Genomic DNA, 23,627 nt, shown 5'->3' on the forward strand with positions numbered 1-23,627 from the left:
CTCGCCGGTCTCATAGCGGTTTTGGAAAAATTACTCTGGCACTACGCGTTGGCGTCAGCGGTTGATCGTGGCACGATGTCGAGGTTATCGACCGAGACCCCTTAACCATGCCGCAATCCCAAGCCAAGAATCTGTCCCTGATCGCCGCCATCGACCTGGGCTCCAACAGCTTTCACATGGTCGTGGCCAAGGCCCAGAACGGCGAAATCCGCATCCTTGAGCGGCTCGGCGAGAAAGTGCAACTGGCTGCCGGGATCGACGATGAGCGTCAGCTCAATGAAGAATCCATGCAGCGCGGGCTCGATTGCTTGAAGCGCTTTGCCCAACTGATCAACGGCATGCCCCCGGGCGCCGTGCGGATCGTCGGCACCAACGCCCTGCGCGAAGCCCGCAACCGCGGCGAATTCATCCGCCGTGCCGAGGACATTCTCGGCCACCCCGTAGAAGTCATCTCCGGCCGTGAGGAAGCGCGCCTCATCTACCTCGGCGTGTCCCATACCCTGGCCGACACACCGGGCAAACGCCTGGTGGCCGACATCGGCGGGGGCAGTACCGAGTTCATCATTGGCCAGCGTTTCGAACCATTGCTGCGCGAAAGCCTGCAGATGGGCTGCGTCAGCTACACCCAGCGCTATTTCAAGGATGGCAAGATCACCCCGGCCCGCTACGCCCAGGCTTATACGGCAGCGCGGCTGGAGATCATGAGCATCGAGCACGCCCTGCACCGCCTGACCTGGGATGAGGCCATCGGCTCGTCCGGTACCATTCGCGCCATCGGTCTGGCGCTCAAGGCCGGCGGCCACGGCACTGGCGAGGTCAACGCCGAAGGCCTGGCCTGGCTCAAGCGCAAGCTATTCAAGCTGGGAGATGCCGAGAAGATCGATTTTGACGGCATCAAGCCTGACCGCCGCACGATTTTCCCCGCAGGCCTGGCGATTCTCGAAGCTATTTTCGACGCCCTCGAACTGCAGCGCATGGACCACTGCGACGGCGCCCTGCGTGAAGGCGTGCTGTACGACCTGCTGGGCCGCCATCATCACGAGGACGTCCGTGAACGCACCCTCAGCTCGTTGATGGAGCGTTACCACGTCGACCTGGAACAAGCGGCGCGGGTTGAGCGCAAAGCGCTGCACGCGTTTGACCAGGTGGCCGAGGACTGGGACCTGGAAGACGGCGTCTGGCGTGAACTGCTGGGCTGGGCGGCCAAGGTCCATGAAGTGGGGCTGGACATCGCCCACTACCATTACCACAAGCACGGCGCCTACCTGATCGAGCACTCGGACCTGGCGGGTTTCTCTCGGGAAGACCAGCAGATGCTCGCGTTGCTGGTACGCGGCCACCGCCGCAATATCCCCCGGGACAAGTTTGCCGAATTCGGCGCCGAGGGCATCAAGCTGATTCGCCTGTGTGCGCTGCTGCGTTTCGCGATCCTGTTCCACCACATCCGTGGTACCCAGGAAATGCCGCAAGTGGTGCTGCGCGCCAATGCCGACAGCCTGGACGTGGTGTTCCCGAAGAACTGGCTGGATGAAAACCAGCTGACCCAGGCGGATTTCGCCCAGGAAGCCGAGTGGCTGACGCGGGTTGGGTTCACGCTGAACGTGCGCTGATAGGGGTGAGTGACGCGGAGCGTCACAGGATGTATTCCCACGCAGAGCGTGGGAACAATCTAACGCCACAAAACAAATGTGGGAGCGGGCTTGCTCGCGAAGGCGGAGTGTCAGTCAACAGATTCATCGACTGATCCACCGCTTTCGCGAGCAAGCCCGCTCCCACATTTTTGACTGCGTCGGTTTTTAGTTCACCGTCAGAATCGGGCTGCCCAGCTTCTCCAACAACGTCGCCTGGGCGCTGCGCGGGTTCTGGTTGCCGGTCGGCGTGTTGCGCACGTAGCGCCCGTCCGACTGCAGGCTCCAGCTGTGGGTGTTGTCGGTGAGGTAACTCTCCAGCTCCTTCTTGACCCGCATGATCAGCTTCTTGCCTTCGACCGGGAAGCAAGTCTCCACACGCTTGTCGAGGTTGCGCTCCATCCAGTCAGCACTGGAGAGGAACATCTGCTCCTCGCCGCCATTGAGGAAGTAGAACACCCGTGTGTGCTCCAGGAAGCGCCCGATGATCGAACGCACGTGGATGTTATGGGAGACCCCGGCGATGCCCGGACGCAGGCAGCACATGCCACGCACCACCAGGTCGATGCGCACACCCGACTGACTGGCCTTGTACAGCGCGCGGATGATCTTCGGATCGGTCAGCGAGTTGAACTTGGCGATGATGTGCGCCGGCTTGCCTTCGAGGGCGAACTGGGTCTCGCGGGCAATCATGTCGAGCATGCCCTTCTTCAGGGTGAACGGCGCGTGCAGCAGCTTCTTCATGCGCAAGGTCTTGCCCATGCCGATCAGCTGGCTGAACAACTTGCCGACGTCTTCACACAAGGCATCGTCAGAGGTCAGCAAGCTGTAGTCGGTGTAGAGCTTGGCGTTGCCGGCGTGGTAGTTGCCGGTGCCCAAGTGGGCGTAACGCACGATCTCGCCGGCTTCACGGCGCAGGATCAGCATCATCTTGGCGTGGGTCTTGAAGCCGACCACGCCATAGATAACCACCGCACCGGCCGCTTGCAGGCGGCTGGCCAGTTGCAGGTTGGATTCTTCGTCGAACCGCGCCCGCAGTTCGATCACTGCCGTCACTTCCTTGCCGTTACGCGCGGCGTCTACCAGCGCATCGACGATTTCGGAGTTGGCGCCGGAGCGATACAGGGTTTGGCGTACGGCCAATACATGCGGGTCCTTGGCGGCCTGGCGCAGCAGGTCGACCACCGGGGTGAAGGACTCGAACGGGTGCAGCAGCAGGATGTCCTGCTTGCTCACCACGCTGAAGATGTTCTCGCTGTTCTGCAGCAGTTTCGGGATCTGCGGGGTGAACGGCGTGTATTGCAGCTCCGGATGGCTGTCCAGGCCAGTGATGCTGAACAGGCGCGTCAGGTTCACCGGGCCGTTGACCTGGTAAAGCTCGGTCTCGCTCAGGTTGAACTGCTTGAGCAGGTAGTCGGACAGGTGTTTCGGGCAGGTATCGGCCACTTCCAGGCGCACGGCGTCACCGTAGCGACGGGAGAACAGCTCGCCGCGCAGGGCGCGGGCCAAGTCTTCGACGTCCTCGGAGTCCAGCGCCAGGTCGGCGTTACGGGTCAGACGGAACTGGTAGCAGCCCTTGACCTTCATACCCTGGAACAGGTCATCGGCGTGGGCGTGGATCATCGACGAAAGGAATACATAGTTATCGCCAGCGCCCCCCACCTCTTCCGGTACCTTGATGATCCGTGGCAGCAAGCGCGGCGCCGGGATGATCGCCAAGCCGGAATCTCGACCGAAGGCGTCGATACCTTCCAGCTCGACGATGAAGTTCAGGCTCTTGTTCACCAGCAGCGGGAACGGGTGCGTCGGGTCGAGGCCGATGGGGGTGATGATCGGCGAAATTTCGTCGCGGAAGAAACGGCGCACCCAGGTCTTGATCTTGGTGGTCCAGTGACGGCGGCGGATGAAGCGGACGTGATGCTTTTCCAGTTCCGGCAACAGAATGTCGTTGAGGATCGCGTATTGGCGGTCCACATGACCGTGCACCAGCTCGCTGATGCGGGCCAGGGCCTGATGCGGTTGCAGGCCGTCGGCGCCGGCTTGTTCACGGGCGAAGGTGATCTGCTTTTTGAGGCCGGCGACACGAATCTCGAAGAACTCGTCCAGGTTGCTGGAGAAGATCAGCAGGAACTTCAGCCGCTCCAGCAACGGGTAGGACTCATCCAGTGCCTGTTCCAGCACGCGGATGTTGAATTGCAGTTGTGACAGCTCGCGATGGATGTACAGGCTGCTGTCATCCAGGTTGGGAATCGCAACCACCGGCACCGGTGCGGCGGCAGGCGTTTCGGCCACCACGGCAGGCGGTGCCGGCTCCAGCTCCGGCGGGGTCTCGGTGACTTGTTCAACCACCGGGTGAGCGTCTTTTACGGCAACTTCTGTGAGTCCTTCGGTATTCATCGAGTGTTCCTGTGAGGGCTAGTGTTGCTCTCTAAGCAATTGGGCGGCGCGGGCGGCGAAGTAAGTCAGGATGCCATCGGCACCCGCACGTTTAAAGGCAGTCAGGGATTCAAGGATCACCCCTTCACTCAACCAACCATTCTGGATCGCGGCCATGTGCATGGCGTATTCACCGCTGACCTGATAGACAAAGGTCGGCACCTTGAATTCCTCTTTGACCCGATAAAGGATGTCGAGATACGGCATCCCGGGCTTGACCATGACCATGTCGGCACCTTCAGCCAGGTCCGCCGCCACTTCGTGCAGGGCTTCGTGGCTGTTGGCCGGGTCCATCTGGTACGAGGCCTTGTTGGCCTTGCCCAGGTTCAGCGCCGAGCCCACCGCATCGCGGAACGGGCCGTAATAGGCGCTGGCGTACTTGGCCGAGTAAGCCATGATGCGCACGTTGACGTGGCCGGCCAGCTCCAGGGCTTCGCGAATCGCCTGGATGCGACCGTCCATCATGTCAGACGGTGCCACTACCTGGGCGCCCGCTGCGGCGTGGGACAAGGCCTGCTTGACCAGCGCATCAACGGTGATGTCGTTCTGAACATAGCCTTCTTCGTCGAGAATGCCATCCTGCCCGTGGGTGGTGAACGGGTCCAGGGCCACGTCGGTGATCACTCCCAGTTCCGGAAAGCGTTCGCGCAAGGCGCGGGTGGCGCGCTGGGCGATACCCTCCGGGTTCCAGGCTTCGGCGGCGTCCAGGGACTTGAGTTCAGACGGCGTGACCGGGAACAGCGCCAGCGCCGGGATCCCCAGTTCAACCCAGTTCGCGGCCTCTTCGAGCAGCAAATCAATGGTCAAGCGCTCCACGCCCGGCATCGACGCCACCGCTTCCCGACGATTTTCACCGTCCAGCACAAACACCGGCAGGATCAGATCATTCACCGTCAGCACGTTTTCACGCACCAGGCGACGGGAAAAATCATCGCGACGGTTGCGACGCAGACGGGTGGCGGGAAACAGGCGGTTGGCGGGGGTAAAGCTCACGGCAGACTCCTGAGCCCGGCTTGACGGGCGAGCGTGACAGTTATAAGCGGCCATTATGACGAAGGAATTACAGTTGTGGTGAGCTCATGCACCGTAAGGCAACCGGCATGCGACCCGTAGTCGCATTCGTCGTTTATGTAGGAATTGTTCACTTCGTGACACATCTCGATACTTTCATGAATGTTCACGAAGGCGTAGGCTGCGCGTTCATTTCGCCAGCACCCAGACCATGCTTCAACAATTTCTGCATGACTTCGGCTACTTTGCGCTGTTCCTAGGCACCTTCTTCGAAGGCGAAACCATTCTGGTTCTCGCAGGCTTCCTGGCGTTCCGTGGATACATGGATATCAACCTGGTGGTGGTCGTTGCCTTTTTCGGCAGCTACGCCGGTGACCAGTTGTGGTACTTCCTGGGGCGCAAGCACGGCCGCAAACTGTTGGCACGCAAGCCGCGCTGGCAACTGCTGGGTGACAAGGCCCTGGAGCACATCCGCAAGCACCCGGACATCTGGGTGCTGAGCTTCCGTTTTGTCTACGGTTTGCGCACGGTGATGCCGGTGGCCATTGGTTTGTCGGGCTACCCGCCGGGCCGCTATCTGTTGCTGAACGGGATTGGCGCCGCCGTGTGGGCTGCGGCGCTGGGGGCTGCGGCTTACCATTTCGGCGCGGTACTGGAAGGCATGCTGGGCAGCGTCAAGAAATATGAGCTGTGGGTACTGGGCGCACTGCTGGTGCTGGGCCTGGGCTTGTGGATCCGCCGGCGCGTCAAGAACGCCCGCCTGACCCGCGAAGCCTGCGCCGCCGAGAAGGTTCGCCTGGCGGCCGGCGAACCTGAAAAAGCCGAAAAGCCTACGACGCCAGTCGAGTAAGCCGGTCTCTGCAACAGTAGAGGCCGATGCCGCTGAGCAAGCTGTAACTGACCAGGCCCAGCCAGCCCAACGAGCTGGCCGGCCACAGCCCCACCAGCGGCGCCAGCCACACCAACGGCACATTCAGCGCCAGGCGTGCCAGCTCGGCTTTCAACGCCCATGGGCGATTCTCCAGCGCCACCCCCAGGGTGAACAACCCCAACGCCATTGCGCTCCAGCCCAACACCAGGGCGGCGGTCGGCAAGCCCTCGCCGAAATTCATCAAATAGCTGCCAAAGCCAACGTACGCGGCAAACTGCAGGGCGATGTAAACCTGTTGGCGCCCGTCCAGCGGCACCTCGAACTTGCGGAACTGGCTCAAGTCCGGCTTGGCCATCGGGTACTTCGCCGCCACATCCGCCGGGCGCCAGCCGGTGCGCATGAACCAGATGCGCAGCTTGTCCCACCAGCTCTCAGCACGCCGTGCATCACTCCACAGCTGCGCATAAAACTGCAGGTTGGCCCACAGCGGGTTCCAACTGGCCAATGGCGTGGTCACGCCAAAGATCACCGGCTCGTTATCGTCTTCTTCCTGGAAGGAGCCAAACAGACGGTCCCAAATAATGAACACCCCGCCGTAGTTGCGATCCATGTAGAGAGCGTTCTGTGCATGGTGGGCCCGATGATTGGACGGCGTGACGAAAAACCACTCGTACCAGCCGAGCTTCGGCACATGGCGTGTGTGCACCCAGAATTGATACAGCAGGTTGAGGGAAGCCACACTGATAAACACCACCAGCGGTACGCCCAACACGGCCAGCGGCAGGTAGAAGATCCAGCTCAGCAGGAAGCCGGTGCTGGTCTGGCGCAAGGCGGTGCTGAGGTTGTAGTCCTCGCTCTGGTGATGCACCGAATGCGCGGCCCAGAGGATGTTGCGCTCATGGCCCATGCGATGCAGCCAGTAGTAGCAGAAGTCATAGAACACAAAGGCGAACACCCAGGTCCAGACGCTTTGGGCCGACAGTTCGATGATCGCCAGGTGCTTGAGCGTGAAGGCGTAGGTAAGGATGCCCACACCTTTGGTCAGCAACCCTGTGGTGGTGGACAGCACGCCGGTGCTGAGGCTGTTGATGGCATCGGCCACCCGGTAGTTGCGTTGGCCACGCCGGTAGTCGGCCAGCAGCTCGACCACGATCAAGGCAATGAAAAACGGTACCGCGTAAGGGACGAAGTCCATGGGCAAGTCCGGTCAATTATTGTTACATCAAGATTAGGTGTAACCGCGAAATATCCCATTGGCATCGAGTTACAAATTGGTAGACATTTAACGCCATGAATCAGGAGAAATGCCCATGAGCAAAAAGATTGCAGTGATCCTTTCCGGCTGTGGCGTGTACGACGGCGCTGAGATTCATGAAAGCGTGATCACCCTGCTGCGTCTGGACCAGCGTAGCGCCGAGGTGCAGTGCTTTGCGCCGAACATTGCCCAACTGCATGTGATCAATCACCTGACCGGCGAAGAGATGCCTGAGTCGCGCAATGTGCTGGTGGAGTCGGCGCGCATTGCCCGTGGCGAGGTGAAGGACATTCGTGAGGCCAACGCCGAGGACTTCGACGCGCTGATCGTGCCCGGTGGGTTTGGCGCCGCGAAGAACCTGTCGAACTTTGCCGTGGAAGGCGCGGGGTGCACGGTCAACCCGCAGGTGCTGGAACTGGCCGAAGCCTTTGCCGAAGCGGGCAAACCAGTCGGGCTGATCTGCATCTCGCCGGCCTTGGCGGCGAAGATCTATGGCCCAGGCGTGACCTGCACCATCGGTAACGACGCCGACACTGCAGCGGCCATGGACAAGATGGGCGCCACCCACCAGGTGTGTGCGGTGGACGATATTGTCGAAGACAAGGCACGCAAACTGGTGAGCACCCCGGCCTACATGCTGGGCAAGCGCATCAGCGAAGTGGCGTCAGGCATCAACAAGCTGGTGGACCGAGTGCTGGAGCTGACCCACGAGAACGATTAGGCCTTCATCAGCCTCGTCAGAATCCGATCCAGTGAGTTGGCAAACGCCTGCTTGTCCTTGTCCCCATGGGGCGGTGGACCACCGCCCATCTGGCCCTGCTCCCGCAGATCGGTGAACAGGTTGCGCACCGCCAGCCGCTCGCTCATGTTCTGCGGGCTGAACTCCTTGCCTCGCGGGTCCAGCGCTGCCACGCCGTTCTTTACCAAACGGTCGGCCAGCGGCACATCGCTGCAGATCACCAGTTCGCCGGGCACCGCGTGCTCCACCAGGTAGTCATCGGCCGCATCCGGACCGCTGGGCACCACAATCAGCTTCACACACGAGAAGCTCGGCTTGATCTGGCTCTGCCCGGCCACCAGCACCACTTCGAACTGGCGCTTGAGGGCGAACTTCACCACCTGGTCCTTGGCCGCCCGTGGGCAAGCATCTGCATCGATCCACACGCGCATGGTTACGCCACCACCCGGCGCTTTTCAGCCAGCCGGCTGCGACCGTACAGCACCACAATCGCCAGGATCGCCACGGCCTGGGCACTCAACGAATAAGCATCGGCGTGGATGCCCAGCCAGTCGAAGTCAAAGAACGCCACTGGCCGGGTGCCGAAGATCCCGGCTTCCTGCAACGCCTTGACGCCATGCCCGGCGAACACCACCGACAACGCACACAGCAATGCCGCGTTGATACCGAAGAACAGCGCCAGCGGCAGTTTCGCCGAACCCCGCAGAATCACCCAGGCCAGGCCCACCAACAACACCAGCGCCGTGGCACCACCGGCCAATACCGCGTTGTGCCCGGCTGGGCCTGCCTGCAACCACAGGGTTTCGTAGAACAGGATCACTTCGAACAGCTCGCGGTACACCGAGAAGAACGCCAGCATCGCAAAGCCGAAGCGCCCGCCGCCGCCCACCAGGCTGCTCTTGATGTAGTCCTGCCAGGCGGCTGCGTGACGGCGGTCGTGCATCCACACCCCGAGCCACAGCACCATCACACTGGCAAACAGCGCCGTGCAGCCTTCCAGCAACTCGCGCTGGGCGCCGCTGACGTCAATCACATAAGCCGCCAACGCCCAGGTGGCCAAGCCGGCCAACAGCGCCAGGCCCCAGCCGACGTTGACGCTGCGCACCGCCGATTGCTGGCCGGTGTTACGCAGGAACGCGAGGATCGCCGCCAGCACCAGGATTGCTTCCAGGCCTTCGCGCAGGAGGATCAACAAACCAGAGATATAACTCAGCGACCAGCTCAAGCCATCGCTGCCCAGCAGGCCGGCCGACTCGGTGAGTTTGCCCTTGGCCACGTCCAGGCGCTGCTGGACCTGCTCGATCGGCAAGCCATCCTGCAACGACTGCCGGTAGGCCATCAGGGCCTTTTCGGTGTCCTTGCGCACGTTGGCATCGACGTTATCGAGGGAGCTTTCAACCAGCTCGAAACCTTCCAGGTAAGCCGCTACCGACAGGTCGTAGGCCTGCTCGTGCTCACCGTTACGGAAAGCGGCGAGGCTTTTGTCGAGGGTGGCGGCGGTGTAATCGAGCAACTGCGCCGGGCCACGCTTGACCTGCGGCGGCTGTGCGCGCTGGGCACGGAAGGTAGCGACGGCGTCGGGGCCTTCGGCGGCGAGCACTTCATTGGGGGTTTGGCGCGCCAGGTCGGCGAGGTTGAAGGACCTTTCGCTTTTCGCCGCAGCCGGGTCGGCAGTAAAGCCGGCGATGTAGGTGGCCAGGTCCCAGCGTTGGCGGTCGTCCAGTTGATCGGCGAAAGACGGCATGTCGGTGCCTTCGACGCCCAACCCAAGGGTGTTGTAGATCGCGTAGAGACTCAGGCGGTCGAGGCGGGCAGCGTCTCGCAGGTTGGCTGGCGGCGGGGTCATGCCGACAGCGGCTGGGCCATCGCCAGCGCCCGCGGCGCCGTGGCACACCGAGCAATTCTGCGCGTACAGCGGCGCACCACGCGTCGGGTCGGGCGTAATGGCAGGGGCTTGGCTGACTTCATATGCCACCGCCAGCTTGGCGCCCAATTGCCGGGCCTGGTGAGCAACCAACGCGCCATCCTGATAGGCCGTTACGGCAGCCAGCAGTTCATCCACGCCTTTTATCAGCTCGGCGCGCTCGGGCTTTTCCGGTAGATCGGCCACCAGCCCCTGCAACACCCCGAGAAACTCTACCTGTTCACGGTATTCGGAATCATCGATAACCTTGCCCGCCTCCACTGTCGGGGGGTAGTCCGCACCGATGTAGTCCAGTAAATGCAGGGCTTGGGGCGCGCCCTCGGCAGTTGCAGCCAGCAGGTTGAAACTGCACGACATCAACGCCGGCAGCACCAGCCAGGCAAGAAAACGGAAGGGGGCAATCATGAATGGATCTCAAATGGAAATACGAAGTAACACATTGTCAAACCTTACGGGGTTTGACTCAAGTTGTTAGTGATATGGGCTGCGTTTACCCAAGGGCTGATGCTGGCCTCATTACCGGAAAATGGATCCAAAAGGCCATTGTTTTGCCAGTAATCGGGCTTATAATGCCGCGCCTTCGTTATTGCGAACTGGCATTTTCGCTCCTCTTTTTATGAGGAATTGGCAGGATGCAACGCCTTCCTGCCATTGGTGATTCGGTCCGACCAGCACCTTCGGCCGATTACGTTCAGGGAAGAAGCTCCTCGATGGCATCTCGCGCCTTTACCTCGCTCGCGCTCGCAGCAGTCACCTTGTTGTCCGGTTGTTCGATGTTCCGCAGCTACGACACCGAGCTGCAAGCCACCAATCAGCAGTTGGCCACCGGCAATGTCGACGGCGCGCTGACCCTGCTTGAGAAGAACAACACCGGCGACGACAAGGACCTTCTCTACTACTTCGAAAAAGGCGAGTTGTTGCGGGCCAAGGGCGACCTCACCGGCAGCCAGACCGCCTGGCGCAGCGCCGACCTGCAAGTCTACAAATGGGAAGAGTCGGTCAAGTTCGACACCGATAAGTACCTCGCGCAGTTCGGCTCCTTTCTGGTCAATGACAAGGTCCGCCGCTACGAAGGCTACGACTACGAAAAAGTCATGCTCACCACGCAGATGGCCCTGAACCTGCTGGCGCTGAACGACTTCGACGGTGCCCGCACCGAGATCAAGAAGACCCACGAACGCGAAGCGGTGATTGCCGACCTGCGGGACAAGGAATACCTCAAGAGCGAAAACGAAGCCGAGCGCCAGGGCATCGCAACCCAGTTCAAGGACCTGCGCGGCTACCCGGTGGAAAGCCTCAATGCCCCGGAAGTGGTGGGCCTGAAGAACAGCTACCAGAGCGCGTTCAGCCATTACCTGGCCGGCTTCGTCTACGAAGCCCTGGGCGAAAAAGACCTGGCCGCGCCGGGCTACCGCAAGGCCGCCGAACTGCGCCCCAACACTCCGCTGCTGGAACAGGCCCTGCTCAACCTGGACAAATCCAAAGTCGGAGCCGACGAGACCGACGTGCTGATCGTGGTGCAAAGCGGCCTGGCACCGGCCCGCGACTCGATTCGCCTGCCGTTGCCGATCCCCATCGACGGCCACCTGGTGATCACCCCGCTGTCGTTCCCGGTGATCAAGGCCGACGCCTCCACCGCGACCTTCGCGCAGATCGGGGTCGATGGCCAGCAGCAGAACCTCACGGCCCTCAACAGCACCACCGCCATGTCCCGCCGCGCCCTGCGGGATGACATGCCGGGCATCATCCTGCGCACCACCGTGCGGGCCGTGACCCGCGGTATCACCCAGAACAACCTGAACAAGACCAACCCGATGGCAGGCCTGGTACTCGGTATCGCTTCAGCCGTCACCGAAGGCGCCGACACCCGCACCTGGCGCACGTTGCCGGACATGACCCAGGTGACTCGCCTGCGCCTCAAGCACGGCGAGCACCAGGTCAGCCTGCCCAACGCCTTGGGCGGCACGCTGGTAACGGTCAAGGCCGACCAGCGCTATCAAGTGATTACCTTGCGCGTGGTCGGCAACCAGGTATTCGCCGGCGGTCTTGCGGCCCATGTGGTGCAGAGTAATCCGCCCCAGGCCGTCGCCACTCTCAAACAACCTTAAGGAGCACGCTATGCGTCATTTCATCCTCGGCGCCCTGGCGCTGATCCTGCTGGCCGGTTGCGCCACCCCGCCACCGCCGGAACCTGGCAGCGCCGCGAGCAAAATCGTGGTGATGGGCAAGTTCAAGGGCATCGCCGTCGGCGCGATCCGCGTCGCCCGGGAAAACGGCTTCCTGACCGCCAAGGTGCAGTTGAGCAATATCACCAGCAGCAACCAGATGATGTATTACCGCTTCGCCTGGCTGGGCGCCGACGGCTTCCCGGTGGGCGACGAAGAAACCTGGAAAGTGCTGAACCTCTACGCAAACCAGGCGACCTTCCTGCCGGCCATCGCCAACCTGCCCCAGGCTGCCGACTTCCGCCTTGAAGTGAAAACGCCTTGATCCGCCCACTCATTCAGTTTCAGAGAGACATCCCCATGTTTGCACGCTTCTCGTTCCTCGCCGTGGTCGCCGTTATGGCCAGCGGCTGCGCCAACACCTCGCCGGTACTGGGCGGTAAAAACATCAGCTACGGCGACACCAAGGCCGTGGAACTGGTGACCAACGAGTTCGGTTCCACCGACCTGCAGATGATCGCCGAAAGCATGACCCGCTCCCTGGCCCAGTCCGGCATCCTCCAGGGCCGCCCGGTGGTGCAGGTATATGACGTGAAGAACAAGACCAGCGAGTACATCGATACCCGCGAGATCACCACGTCGATCAAGACCCAGCTGATGAAGACCGGCACCGCTCGCTTCGCCAGCGACAACACCGACATGCAAAGCCAGGTCGACCAACTGAAGCTGCAGAACCAGAGCGGCCTGTACAAGAAGTCGACCGTCAGCAAGACCGGCAACATGGTCGCCGCCAAGTACCGTCTGGAAGGCTCCATCAGCTCCATCGTCAAGCGCAGCTCGGACTACAAGGACGTGTTCTACAAGTTCAGCCTGCAACTGATTGACGTTGAAAGCGGCCTGGCCGAATGGATGGACGAAAAAGAAATCCGCAAGACCACGGAGCGCTAAGCAATGCGTGCATGGATCGGCATGATCGGCCTGTTGTGCGCCTTTGGCGCCTCGGCCGCACCGAAGATCGCGGTGACCGACCTGGCCTACGAGGCCCGGGTGGAGGAGTACATTCACCAGGTCGCGGCCAGCAACAACTTCCAGGCCAGCGCCTATAGCGCCAGCGGCGGCTCGAGCTACAGCGAGTACGAGAGCCGCAACAGCTACATCGAGCAGACCGAACTGCGCAAGTTCAGCGGCGACATCAAGGGTGAAATCCTCAAGTCGCGGCAGTTCCAGCTGGTGCAGGGCACGCCGTACACCGCTGACGCCAAGGGCGATGTGTATGACGTGATCAAGCGGATCAAGGCCGGTAACTTCAAGGGCGCGGACTACGTGTTGTTCGGCACCTTGTCGGACATCGACTTCACCCAGGACGTCAACGCGCTGGACCACACCAACAGTTATTCGGCGGTGCTGGGCCTGACGCTGGTGGCAGACTTCAGCCTGATCAACACCCGCACCTTTGAGATCACCTCGGCGTTTACGGCCATGGGCGAAGGCCAGGACACCAAGCTGGTGAGCAACCGTGACGTGCGCGTGAGCCTGAACCGGCCTCGTGTGGTGCGGGAAGTGTCGAAGGCGTTGGGCGAGGATGTTGCGCGGCAGTTGGCCGAACAACTTGGCGGTGGTTATCAGGAGCAACCGGGGCAGCCTGCATTGCGCAATAACCTGCCACGGGATGAAGCGCCGAAGATCTTGCGCTGATCACTGGAAGTACATGCAACACAAAACCAATGTGGGAGCGGGCTTGCTCGCGAATGCTGTGGATCAGTCAATACATCTGGTGACTGACACTCCGCATTCGCGAGCAAGCCCGCTCCCACATTTTTTATCCGGTTTCGTCAGTTATGCCGTTGCGCGGTGCAAGCTGGCCAGGAACCCCGCCGCACCAACAAACAGCCCGGCAAACGTGCGGTTCATGCGTTTCTGCTGCTTGGGTGTGCGCAGCAAGCGCAACACTTTCGACGCCAGCCCGGTGTAGCCGGCCATCACGATCATGTCCACGCAGATCATTGTCGCACCCAGGATCAGGTACTGGTTCAGCAGCGGCGCCTGTGGGTTCACGAACTGTGGCAACACCGCCAGCATGAACACCAGGGCCTTGGGGTTGCTGGCGTTGACCAAAAACCCACGGAACATCATCGCCATCGGCTTGCCGATCGGGCGAATCGCCGCGTCATCGCTAAGGTCGGTTGGCAGCGCGCGCCATTGCTTGATGGCCAGGTACACGAGGTACGCCACGCCAAACCATTTGATCGCGTAGAACGCCGTGGAGGATGCCGCGAGGATCGCCCCCAGGCCACCGGCGACCACGGCAATTTGCATCGCCAGGCCCAGTTGCAGGCCCAGGGCATTCCAGTAGCCGCGCAGGAAACCGTATTGCAGGCCGCTGGACATCGACGCGATGGCGCCGGCGCCAGGAGAGAGACTGATGATCCAACTGGCCAGGAAAAAGGCCAGCCATGTGTCGAGAGCCATTACACACCTCGTATCAAATTCGTTGTCGGCACTAAGCTAACTCCGACACATAAGGGCTGGCTACAGAATTCTTGCTGTAGGAGCGAGCTCGCTCGCGAAAAACCCACAGGCACCACGGACTATCGGAAGCGCTGCGTCATCGTTGACGCTTTTCGCGAGCAAGCTCGCTCCTACAGGCCGGTAATGTCTGTGTCGCGCCAACGGCGCACCGAGCGCTGGAAGAACAGGCTGTTGGGCACTTGCACCATGACACTGCCGGTACCGGCCTCTTCCACTTCGATCAGCGTGGTGTAGAGCAGATTGATCGCCACCACCCGGCCTTTGACGCCGGGCTTGTCGACGGTGTCCACCAACTCGACCACGTCGCCCAAGCGGAACGGCCCGACGGTGAAGATCAAAATGGCGCACAGCAGGTTCGACAACACCGACCACATGGCGAAGAACGCCACTGCAGCCACCGCCACAAAGCCCGACAACGCCGTCCACAGCACCGTGGCGGAAACGCCCAGGCGCTCCAGCACAAAGATCAGCGCACTGCCCATGATCAGCCAGCGCAGGCCGCCGCGCAGGGGCATCAGCAACTGCGGCGGGAACGGATAACGCTCCCCAAGGCGGTTCAAGCATTTGGCGACGAACCGCTGGGCGAGATAGCCGCCCAGCAAGATCAGCAAAATCTGTACGGCCACCCAGATCGGCGCGATCCATTGGGCCGGCAGCGGCAGTTGCAGCGTTTCCATCAGGAAAGCGCCTCCAGCTCCGCTTGCAAGGATTCCAGCAGTTCGAGGGCTTCCATCCAGGTCTCCTCCAACTGTGCCTCACGCACCTTGAGCTTGGCCTGTTCGGCCAGCAGGTCGCGCAATTCATCCTTGCGGGCCGGCTCGTACACGGCGCTGTCACCCAGGCTGGTTTCGATCTTCGCCAGCTTCTCGTGGATCTTGCCCAACTCGGCTTCCAGCTTGTCGGCTTCACGCTTGTGCGGTGCCAACTGCTGACGCAGTGCAGCAGCGGCCTGGCGCTGGGCCTTCTTGTCGGTCTTGTCCGGGTTGACCGGCGTGTTGCTGACCGGCGCGTTGCGCAAGCGGTAGTCCGACAGCCAGCGCGCGTAGTCTTCCAGGTCGCCGTCGAATTCCTCGACCTTGCCGTCAGCCACCAGCAGGAAGTTATCCGTGGTGCTCTTGAGCAAATGCCGATCGTGAGACACCACCAACACCGCGCCGCTGAATTCCTGCAGGGCCATGGTCAGCGCCAGGCGCATTTCCAGGTCGAGGTGGTTGGTCGGTTCGTCGAGCAGCAACAGGTTTGGCCGGTCCCAGGCGATCAACGCCAGGGCCAGGCGGGCCTTTTCGCCACCGGAGAAATTCAACACCGGCTCGTCGATGCGCGCACCGCGGAAGTCGAAACCACCGAGGAAGTCTCGCAGGGTCTGTTCACGTTCGGTCGGCGCCAGGCGCTGCAAGTGCAGCAGCGGGCTGGCCTTGGCGTCGAGGGAGTCCAACTGATGCTGGGCGAAATAGCCCACCACCAGGTTCTCACCGCGCACCAGACGGCCGGCCAAAGGCTGCAATTCGCCCGAGAGGTTTTTGATCAGGGTCGACTTGCCCGCACCGTTGGGGCCGAGCAGGCCGATCCGCGCGCCGGGGGTGAGCTGCAACTTGACCTTCTCGAGGATGGTCTTGTCGCCATAACCCAGGCGGGCGTCGGACAGGTCCAGCAACGGGCTGGAGATTTTCACTGACTCGCGGAACACAAAGTCGAACGGTGAATCGACGTGGGCCGCCGACAGTTCTTCCATGCGCTCCAGGGCCTTGATCCGGCTCTGGGCCTGACGGGCCTTGGTGGCCTGGGCCTTGAACCGGGCGATGTAGCTTTCCATATGCGCACGTTGCGCCTGCTGCTTCTCGTAGGCTTGCTGCTGCTGGGCCAGGCGTTCGGCACGGGCGCGCTCGAAGGCGCTGTAGCCACCGCGGTAAAGGGTGATTTTCTTCTGGTCGACGTGGGCGATGTTGTCGACCACGGCGTCGAGGAAATCCCGGTCGTGGGAAATCAGCAGCAAAGTGCCCGGGTAGCTTTTGAGGAAGTCTTCCAGCCACAGGATTGCATCGAGGTCCAAGTGGTTGGTCGGTTCATCGAGCAGCAACAGGTCCGAGGGGCACATCAGCGCCTGGGCCAGGTTCAGGCGCATGCGCCAGCCGCCGGAGAAGTCGGCGACCGGGCGGTCCATCTGTTCGTTGGTAAAGCCAAGGCCGGCAAGCATCTTGCGGGCGCGGGCGTCGGCGGTGTAGCCGTCGGCGCTGTCCAGTTCCGAGTGCAGGCGGGCCTGTGCGGCGCCGTCCTGGGCTTTCTCGGCCTCGGCGAGGTCGTGTTGCACCTGGCGCAGGCGCAGGTCGCCATCGAGCACGTAGTCGATCGCAATGCGGTCGAGGGTGTCGATCTCCTGGCGCATATGGGCGATGCGCCAGTCGGCCGGCAGCAGACAGTTCCCGGAATCAGGCGTCAGCTCACCCAGCAGCAAGGCGAACAACGTGGATTTGCCGGCGCCGTTGGCACCGATCAGGCCGGCTTTGTGACCGGCGTGCAGGGTCAGCTCGGCGTCTTCGAGAAGACGTTGCGGGCCACGCTGTAATGTTAGGCTTTGAAGTCGGATCATAATGGCGGCGGAGTCTACCAGCTTCGTTGGCCGCTGGCTTGGGTGTGAATATGTGCGCTGACCTGTGGAGCTTTGCCCTCTCGACTTACGCCCGCCCGGGCGTCGAGGACGCGTGTCTGCGCCTGCAGGCGCAAGGGGCTGATGTGTGCCTGATGTTGTGCGGGTTGTGGCTGGAGCAGCGTGGCGTGGCGCCGGAAACGTCGCGTTTGCAGGCACTGCGGCAGGTCGCCGAGCCGTGGCAGGCGGAGGTGGTCGAGCCGCTGCGGCAAGTGCGCACGCAATGGCGGGCCACGGCGCAGCAGGATGCTGAGCTGGGAGCGTTACGGGAACGGGTCAAGGCTCTGGAGCAGGAAGCTGAGCGGCTGCTGTTATCGCGCCTGGAAGGCGTTGCGCAGGGTTGGCCGATGGCCGAGGCGGGTGTTCAAGCGTGGCTTGAAGGACTGGCGGCCGAAACCGCCAACCTTGACCACGACGCGCTGCATCAGCTGCGCGCCGCAGTCACCAGCACTTAGGAAGCGCTGGTTGGGGTGACGCTTGGCGCTGCCGGTGCAGGCGTGCTGCTGGCCGGAGCGGTTGGCGCTGCGGTGCTGGCAGCCGGTGCGGCAGGTGTCGCAGGCTTTGCAGCTGGGGTAGCTGGTTTGGCCGGTGCAGACTTGGCGGCTGCTGGTTTTGCGGCTGGCTTTGCGGCAGCAGGTTTAGCGGCTGGCTTGGCAGCTGGTTTTGCAGCAGCAGGTTTAGCAGCTGGCTTGGCGGCTGGTTTCGCAGCAGCAGGTTTAGCGGCTGGCTTGGCAGCTGGTTTCGCAGCAGCAGGTTTAGCAGCTGGCTTGGCGGCTGGTTTTGCAGCAGCGGTTTTAGCAGCTGGCTTGGCGGCTGGTTTTGCAGCAGCAGTTTTAGCAGCTGGCTTAGCGGCTGGTTTCGCAGCAGCAGGTTTAGCGGCTGGCTTGGCAGCTGGTTTCGCAGCAGCGGTTTTAGCAGCTGGCTTAGCGGCTGGTTTCGCAGCAGCAGTTTTAGCAGCTGGCTTGGCGGCTGGTTTCGCAGCAGCAGTTTTAGCAGCTGGCTTGGCGGCTGGTTTTGCAGCAGCAGTTTTAGCAGCTGGCTTGGCGGCTGGTTTTGCAGCAGCAGTTTTAGCAGCTGGCTTGGCGGCTGGTTTTGCAGCAGCCGTTTTAGCAGCTGGCTTGGCGGCTGGTTTCGCAGCAGCAGTTTTAGCAGCTGGCTTGGCGGCTGGTTTCGCAGCAGCAGTTTTAGCGGCTGGCTTGGCAGCCGATTTAGCCGGTGCTTTTGCCGCAGGTTTGGCCGCAGCTTTCGCAGGTGCCTTGGCGGCGACTGCTTTGCTGGCTGGCTTCTTCGCTGCGCTGGCTGCAACAGCTTTAGCCGGAGCACGGGTGCTCAGCACTTTGCCTACAGCTTCCTTCACACGACCAACACCCTGAGCCAGTTTCAGGCTCTCGGAAGCATCACGCTTGAGTTGGGAAATGTAGGTGCGGGTTTCGGATTGACGATCCTTGAGGGCGTCGAGCAAGTCCTCAAGTTCTTTGACGGCGTCCTTGGCTTTGGCTTGTGCCTTGGCTTTGCCAGCGGTCGCTGCGCCTTGCAGTTTGGTACGGGATTTGTGCAGTTTTTCCTGAGCTTTGCCGCGTTGTTTTTCAAGCTTGGCGAGCAACTTCTCAGCATCAGCCAAGGCTTGGGAACAAGCAGTTTCCAAATGTTCGAGCAGGCTGCCCGAAAGTTGTTGGAGCAAATGCAACGGGGTATTTACAGGCTTCTGTTTGGCCGACATGGTTTACCTCCTGGCTGACGTGGGTGCGGCTCATACTAGCCCTCTGCTCTTACCGCCGCTAGGGCATGTTGACAGTATCGATTGGCTTGCGTTGCACCGCACGAAAATTCTTATTGATATAACGAAAATCCACGCCACTTTTTAAGCATTCACACTGGCATAATCCATCGCACTTTCGGCTGGAGAACGCCCATGTCGCGTTACCTTTTTTTAGTGTTGGGCCTGGCGCTTTCCGTGGCCAATGCGAGTGAGAAATCCCCGTCAAAAGATGACCACGACCTGGCCTACAGCCTGGGCGCCAGCCTGGGTGAGCGCCTGCGCCAGGAGATGCCGGGCCTGCAACTCGAGGCACTGATCGACGGCCTTAAACAGGCTTACCAGGGCAAGCCGCTGGCGCTGGACGACACACGCATCGAACAGATACTTGCCCAGCACGAAGCGCAAAACGCACCGGACAATCGAGCACCACAAAGTGAAAAGGCTCTGGCTGCCGAGCAACAATTTTTAGCCAGTGAGAAATCCAAAAGTGGTGTGCGCGAATTGGCAGGCGGCATCCTGATGACCGAACTGACCCCTGGCAGCGGAAAAAAACCTGCGGCCGATGATCGCGTGCAGGTGAATTACGTTGGGCGGTTACCCGACGGGACAGTCTTCGACAAAAGCACGCAGCCTCAGTGGTTTCGCCTGGACAGTGTGATCAGCGGCTGGCGAAGCGCGTTGCAACAGATGCCGGTGGGCGCGAAATGGCGTCTGGTGATTCCGTCCGACCAAGCCTATGGGGCTGACGGTGCCGGCGAGTTGATCCCGCCTTACACACCGTTGGTATTTGAGATCGAATTACTCGGCGCGGGTGCCTGAACCCAAACGAAAAACGGTGCGCAATGCGCACCGTTTTTTTGTGTTGCGGCGAGTCAGGCTTTGGCCGCCAACTCTTCCTTGTGAGCATTGTGCAGCACTTCGATCAGACAATCTTCCAGCTCGAAACGCTCATGCAGCAAACCGCCCAACTCTTTGAATTTTTCTGCGACACATTTGCCGGCATCACACAGGTCGTTGAAGGCCAGCAGCTTCTCGGTGATGACATCGATGCGCGGGTAAATCGTTTCTGCCAGGTCCAAGCCACGTTGATCGTCGAAGGCCTCGGCCTCTTTGGTCAACTGCTCGTAGACACCGAAGTGCCCCGCCGAGACGTAGTCCACCAATACACCGCAGAATTCCTGCAACGGCTTGCGGTTCTCGCTCAGCGCTTCGGGCTTGGCACCGAGAGCATCAAAGGACCGAACCAGTTCGTGACGCGCTTTCAACCAACCATCGATCAGTTTGTGCACCCCACCCCAGCGTTCCTGAGCATTCTGACAACTTTCCAACATGATGATCTCTCTTCCCTATAGGGGCGCCGCCCGCTGCCCGCGCAACACTTCAAGGTTAAAGCGGCAACCGGGCAGACGTGCATCGAACAGTCTGTTTCACTAACGCGTGCGGGCCAGATTATGCCCGCACGACTATGGCATCAAGGTACGCAGGAGAGAAAGTTCATACAAGTGTTTAATCCCTTCCTACAACCCGCGGGCACCTGTCAGTGCCGTGCAAGGCCAAAACGCTGACTCAACGCCAACCGCGAGAACTGCGCTACACCAAGGATCAGCATCGCCACGAAGAACAGCAGGCTCCACTCGGGAATACTTAAATCGAACAGCGTCCAGTTGATTTCCACACAGTCAACGCTGCCCTTGAACATCAGGGACAACGCTTCTCGTATCGACAGGTTTTCGATCATGGATTGAAGGCCGGGCCAACAGGTCGGCAGCTGCTCCGGCGGCGTATTTTGCAGCAGCACCTGGCGTACGGCGGTGATGGCGCCCAACACTGCACAGCCCATGCTCGCCGCCCAATACACGTAGATCCCGGAACGCTTGGGCCCATGAATCGCCGCCACCAGGTTGATCAGCGTGAAGGCCGCCACAAGAATTCGTTGCACCTGACACAGGAAACAAGGCCGCAACAGCGCGGCATACTCCAGGTAAAAGGACGCGCCCAGCGTCAGCGCACCAGCCAGGAACGCCAGGAGGAACAGGGAGCGTGAGGGGGCCAAAGACATTGTTTATCCGCAACGCAAGAGATAGGTAGTTACGGTAGAGGAAAGGCCTTACCCCTTTCAATACGCGCCAGAGCAGACGATTCCGCGAGAGCGTAGGGATATCCCGTCAGAAGGTGAGCGATTAAACGCCCGTCTGCGTAGGAGTTTACTACAAGCCATATTGCCTACAGCTATTGAGCGCTATTGAAGGGTTGCCCACGAGACAACTCTGAGGCAACCCCTACGCCATTTCCTACCTCAAACCCGTGCCGGCACAGGCAGAGGTGACGCCAGCAGACGCTTGTCCAACAGGCCCAGGCCTTCCTGGAACAACTGGTTGCTGCGCTCGGTGTCGCCCAATTGCGCCAGCAGGCGTGCCAGTTCGGCGCAGGCTTCGGGATTGCGCTGCACCTGCAGGCTGCTTTCCAGGTAGTCCCGCGCCTTGCCCCACAGGCTGTTTTGCAGGCACAGGCGGCCGAGGGTCAGCAACAGGCTGGCATCGCCCGGATGGTCCTTGAGCCAGCCTTCGGCAAACTTCAACTGCTTCGCCGAATCGCTGCCTCGCAGCAAGCCGTAGAGCCTGATCAGATGGCTGTCGTACTCACGCTTGAGCGCACCACGCAGCACCTCTTCAGCCTTGGCATCCGCGCCCAATTGACGCAGTTGCTCGGCATAGGCCAGCACCAGTTGCGGCTCCTGGCGCTGGGCCGAAGTCAATTGCTGCCACGCCCGCTCAAGGGATTGCTGACCAGCCTCGCCTTGCTCTTCGCGTTGGGCAGCCAAGGTCAGGTTCTCGCCCCATGCACGACGCTCCAGTTCGGCCAGCTCGGCAGGCGGCAGCGCTTTGTCTTTGCGCAGTTCCGGCAACAGCCGAATGACCGAAGACCAATCACCGCACTGTTGATAAAGCCGCTGTAATTGACGCAATACCTGGACGTTATGCGGATGCCGCTCATGCATGGCCTGCAAGGTGACCAGGGCACCCTCGGTGTCACCACGGTCCATCTGCAACTGCGCATGACTCAAGGCCACCGCGAGTTCTGCTTGGGGCTGGCGCTCAAGCGCCCGCTCCAGCAGGCCGTCCGCCTCCTCATAACGGCCCTGTTCGTTGGCCGCGCGGGCAGCGCCGAGGTAGTAGAGCAATGGCTGGCGTTCCGCTTCGGCCGCACGGTGCAAGTGACGCTCGGCACTGGCCCAGCGCCCTTCGGCGAGGTCCATCTGCCCCTGTTCGATGGCAATCTGAACACGACGACTACGATTGCGCCGCGACCATGGGTTGACCACACCACCGGAAGTCAGCACCAGGCTCAACAGCACCCTGACCAGATAGATCACCAAGCCAATGGCAAACACCGCCACCAGCGTCGACCAAAGTCCGGACTCGTAATGCAGCACATGGGGATAAGTAATCAGCACGTAACCGGTGTGTTTCGAAATGCCCACAGCCAGTGCCAGGGCGATCGCAATCGCCAGCACCAGGATCACATAGAAACGCTTCATCGGCTTTACTCCTGGGTCGCCGGCTTGCCAGCAGAAACCTTGGCTTCTTCGGCAGACAGGTGGCGACGGTCAAGGTAAGCCTGCACGGCGGCCAAGCTTGCGGCCAAGTCCGGCGTTACCACCGAGACAGCCTTGGGCTCGAGCTCGGCAATACGGGCCAGCATGTTTTTGCTTTGCGGGTTGTCTTGATTGAAGTTGTCCTGCAGGACGCTGCGCGCCTCGCCCAAGGATCGGCTATACACAGCCGGCTCGCCGTTGAGCGCCGCCCATTGCGCCTGCTCCAGCGCCAGGCTCAGCGCCAGGCGCACCTGATTCAGACCTTGCCCTGCCAGCAGCGGACGAATGTTGTCATCCGGGTTGAAGTCGATGCGGAAATACCGCGAGATCTGCTCCCACCACTGGCTCCAGCGGCTGTCCGTATCGGCGGTCGGACGGCCCCCATTGGCGGCTTCCGGGAGCTGGTATTCCGGGGCGACGGCCGCCAGTTGCACGACCTGATCGCGCAATGCCGCCAGTTGCAGGTACAGCCCGGTACGGTCCGGCTGTTCGATATTGCGCAACGCGGCGAGGCTCTTGGCCAACTGCTCACGGGCGGCGTACGAGCCGGGATCACTTTGTTCGCGGAGGATTTCGTCAGCGCCTTGGACCAACGCTTGGGCACTGTTGATGTCCTGCAAGGCGGAGAGACGCAGGCTGGCCAGGCGGATCAGGTGTTCGGCCTCGGCCAGGCGCCAGTCCTGGCGGCTGGCACCCAGCACGGTTTCCAGGCGCTGACTCAAGCGCTGCTGATCGCCCTGCAATTGCGCCACCAACCGACGGCGCTCTTCCAGTTCCTCAGCACCCGGCAGTTGCCCCAGGCGTGCCGACAGCTGCTGCTGGCTCTGCTTGAGGCTCTGGGATTGGTCGTCCAGGGTCTGCACTTGGCCCAGCTGTTGCTGGCTGCTCGCCTGCAGTGCACGGACCTGCCAGATCCCCCAACCACCGGCGGCAACACCGGCAGCGCCGAGCAACAAGGCCACGATAGCCAGGCCGTTACCACGGCGCGGGGCGGTGGTAACCGGTGTCTCAACAGGCGCATCAAGCGCGGGCTGAGCTTCATCTTTAGGCAAGGCTGTTTCGCTCACGTAT

22 protein-coding genes are annotated in these 23,627 nt (G+C 61.3%); 9 read left to right on the forward strand and 13 right to left on the reverse strand.

Features of this window, described 5'->3' with window-relative positions; all coding sequences use genetic code 11:
• Nucleotides 1–107 precede the first annotated feature (107 nt).
• The gene (gene ppx, locus AU074_RS00775; protein ID WP_076013099.1) at nt 108–1,610 is read left to right on the forward strand and encodes an exopolyphosphatase; all 1,503 of its coding nucleotides are present in this window, start codon (nt 108–110) and stop codon (nt 1,608–1,610) included.
• 186 nt (nt 1,611–1,796) lie between these two features.
• Here the strand turns inward: ppx and ppk1 are convergent, their stop codons facing one another.
• The gene (gene ppk1 / locus AU074_RS00780) at nt 1,797–4,025 is read right to left on the reverse strand and encodes a polyphosphate kinase 1 (protein ID WP_076013100.1); all 2,229 of its coding nucleotides are present in this window, start codon (nt 4,023–4,025) and stop codon (nt 1,797–1,799) included.
• Nucleotides 4,026–4,043: 18 nt separating this feature from the next.
• Nucleotides 4,044–5,057, reverse strand: coding sequence for a porphobilinogen synthase (gene hemB, locus AU074_RS00785; protein WP_076013101.1), 1,014 nt, complete (start codon nt 5,055–5,057; stop codon nt 4,044–4,046).
• Nucleotides 5,058–5,286: 229 nt separating this feature from the next.
• Between hemB and AU074_RS00790 the strand changes: the two genes are divergently transcribed.
• The gene (locus AU074_RS00790) at nt 5,287–5,925 is read left to right on the forward strand and encodes a DedA family protein (RefSeq protein ID WP_003214015.1); all 639 of its coding nucleotides are present in this window, start codon (nt 5,287–5,289) and stop codon (nt 5,923–5,925) included.
• On the opposite strand, the gene AU074_RS00795 is transcribed toward AU074_RS00790, so the two are convergent.
• Nucleotides 5,906–7,141 carry a sterol desaturase family protein gene (locus AU074_RS00795; protein WP_076013102.1) on the reverse strand — a complete coding sequence of 412 codons (1,236 nt, stop codon included), beginning with the start codon at nt 7,139–7,141 and terminating at the stop codon, nt 5,906–5,908. The two genes, AU074_RS00790 and AU074_RS00795, sit on opposite strands and share 20 nt — an antisense overlap.
• 115 nt (nt 7,142–7,256) lie before the next feature.
• Between AU074_RS00795 and elbB the strand changes: the two genes are divergently transcribed.
• A complete protein-coding gene (elbB, locus tag AU074_RS00800) occupies nt 7,257–7,922 on the forward strand; it encodes an isoprenoid biosynthesis glyoxalase ElbB (RefSeq protein WP_076013103.1) in 666 nt (221 codons plus the stop codon).
• Here the strand turns inward: elbB and AU074_RS00805 are convergent.
• Both AU074_RS00805 and AU074_RS00810 read right to left on the reverse strand, forming a co-directional pair.
• Entirely contained in the window at nt 7,919–8,371 is a 453-nt protein-coding gene (locus AU074_RS00805) for a YaiI/YqxD family protein (protein WP_017476645.1), read from the reverse strand. The two genes, elbB and AU074_RS00805, sit on opposite strands and share 4 nt — an antisense overlap.
• Nucleotides 8,372–8,373: 2 nt before the next feature.
• Nucleotides 8,374–10,269 (reverse strand): FTR1 family protein, encoded by a 1,896-nt coding sequence (locus AU074_RS00810; protein WP_076013104.1) that lies wholly within the window; start codon nt 10,267–10,269, stop codon nt 8,374–8,376.
• A gap of 305 nt (nt 10,270–10,574) precedes the next feature.
• Between AU074_RS00810 and AU074_RS00815 the strand changes: the two genes are divergently transcribed.
• Genes AU074_RS00815 through AU074_RS00830 form a run of 4 tightly spaced genes read left to right on the forward strand, consistent with a single transcriptional unit; the run spans nt 10,575 to nt 13,724 of the window.
• Complete coding sequence (locus AU074_RS00815) at nt 10,575–11,972, forward strand: COG3014 family protein (protein WP_076013105.1); 1,398 nt, start codon at nt 10,575–10,577, stop codon at nt 11,970–11,972.
• Between the two features lie 10 nt (nt 11,973–11,982).
• Nucleotides 11,983–12,354 (forward strand): YcfL family protein, encoded by a 372-nt coding sequence (locus tag AU074_RS00820; protein ID WP_003214024.1) that lies wholly within the window; start codon nt 11,983–11,985, stop codon nt 12,352–12,354.
• A gap of 35 nt (nt 12,355–12,389) precedes the next feature.
• Complete coding sequence (lpoB, locus tag AU074_RS00825; RefSeq protein ID WP_076013106.1) at nt 12,390–12,977, forward strand: penicillin-binding protein activator LpoB; 588 nt, start codon at nt 12,390–12,392, stop codon at nt 12,975–12,977.
• Between the two features lie 3 nt (nt 12,978–12,980).
• Nucleotides 12,981–13,724, forward strand: coding sequence for a penicillin-binding protein activator LpoB (locus AU074_RS00830; protein WP_076013107.1), 744 nt, complete (start codon nt 12,981–12,983; stop codon nt 13,722–13,724).
• Between the two features lie 141 nt (nt 13,725–13,865).
• On the opposite strand, the gene AU074_RS00835 is transcribed toward AU074_RS00830, so the two are convergent.
• From AU074_RS00835 to AU074_RS00845, 3 genes are all read right to left on the reverse strand, one after another.
• Nucleotides 13,866–14,498: a LysE family transporter gene (locus tag AU074_RS00835; RefSeq protein WP_003208844.1), complete on the reverse strand. Its 633-nt coding sequence runs from the start codon at nt 14,496–14,498 to the stop codon at nt 13,866–13,868.
• A gap of 170 nt (nt 14,499–14,668) precedes the next feature.
• Entirely contained in the window at nt 14,669–15,235 is a 567-nt protein-coding gene (locus tag AU074_RS00840) for a mechanosensitive ion channel family protein (protein ID WP_076013108.1), read from the reverse strand.
• Nucleotides 15,235–17,145: an ATP-binding cassette domain-containing protein gene (locus AU074_RS00845; RefSeq protein ID WP_076013109.1), complete on the reverse strand. Its 1,911-nt coding sequence runs from the start codon at nt 17,143–17,145 to the stop codon at nt 15,235–15,237. Before AU074_RS00845 ends, AU074_RS00840 begins: the two co-directional genes overlap by 1 nt.
• A 50-nt stretch (nt 17,146–17,195) precedes the next feature.
• Between AU074_RS00845 and AU074_RS00850 the strand changes: the two genes are divergently transcribed.
• The gene (locus AU074_RS00850; protein ID WP_076013110.1) at nt 17,196–17,657 is read left to right on the forward strand and encodes a TIGR02444 family protein; all 462 of its coding nucleotides are present in this window, start codon (nt 17,196–17,198) and stop codon (nt 17,655–17,657) included.
• Here the strand turns inward: AU074_RS00850 and AU074_RS32895 are convergent.
• Nucleotides 17,654–18,922, reverse strand: coding sequence for an AlgP family protein (locus tag AU074_RS32895; RefSeq protein ID WP_143503517.1), 1,269 nt, complete (start codon nt 18,920–18,922; stop codon nt 17,654–17,656). The genes AU074_RS00850 and AU074_RS32895 overlap by 4 nt on opposite strands.
• A 192-nt stretch (nt 18,923–19,114) precedes the next feature.
• Here AU074_RS32895 and AU074_RS00865 point away from each other — a divergent pair, with 192 nt between their 5' ends.
• The gene (locus AU074_RS00865; RefSeq protein WP_076013112.1) at nt 19,115–19,780 is read left to right on the forward strand and encodes an FKBP-type peptidyl-prolyl cis-trans isomerase; all 666 of its coding nucleotides are present in this window, start codon (nt 19,115–19,117) and stop codon (nt 19,778–19,780) included.
• A gap of 53 nt (nt 19,781–19,833) precedes the next feature.
• On the opposite strand, the gene AU074_RS00870 is transcribed toward AU074_RS00865, so the two are convergent.
• From AU074_RS00870 to AU074_RS34290, 4 genes are all read right to left on the reverse strand, one after another.
• Nucleotides 19,834–20,292, reverse strand: coding sequence for an Rsd/AlgQ family anti-sigma factor (locus AU074_RS00870; RefSeq protein ID WP_076013113.1), 459 nt, complete (start codon nt 20,290–20,292; stop codon nt 19,834–19,836).
• 206 nt (nt 20,293–20,498) lie between these two features.
• Nucleotides 20,499–21,020 carry a disulfide bond formation protein B gene (locus tag AU074_RS00875; protein WP_076013114.1) on the reverse strand — a complete coding sequence of 174 codons (522 nt, stop codon included), beginning with the start codon at nt 21,018–21,020 and terminating at the stop codon, nt 20,499–20,501.
• 237 nt (nt 21,021–21,257) lie between these two features.
• On the reverse strand, nt 21,258–22,499 hold the full coding sequence (locus tag AU074_RS00880) for a heme biosynthesis protein HemY (RefSeq protein WP_076013115.1): 1,242 nt from the start codon (nt 22,497–22,499) through the stop codon (nt 21,258–21,260).
• A gap of 5 nt (nt 22,500–22,504) precedes the next feature.
• Entirely contained in the window at nt 22,505–23,623 is a 1,119-nt protein-coding gene (locus AU074_RS34290; protein WP_256576772.1) for a uroporphyrinogen-III C-methyltransferase, read from the reverse strand.
• Nucleotides 23,624–23,627: the final 4 nt, after the last annotated feature.

This window comes from Pseudomonas sp. ATCC PTA-122608, from assembly GCF_001952855.1.
GTDB lineage: Bacteria > Pseudomonadota > Gammaproteobacteria > Pseudomonadales > Pseudomonadaceae > Aquipseudomonas.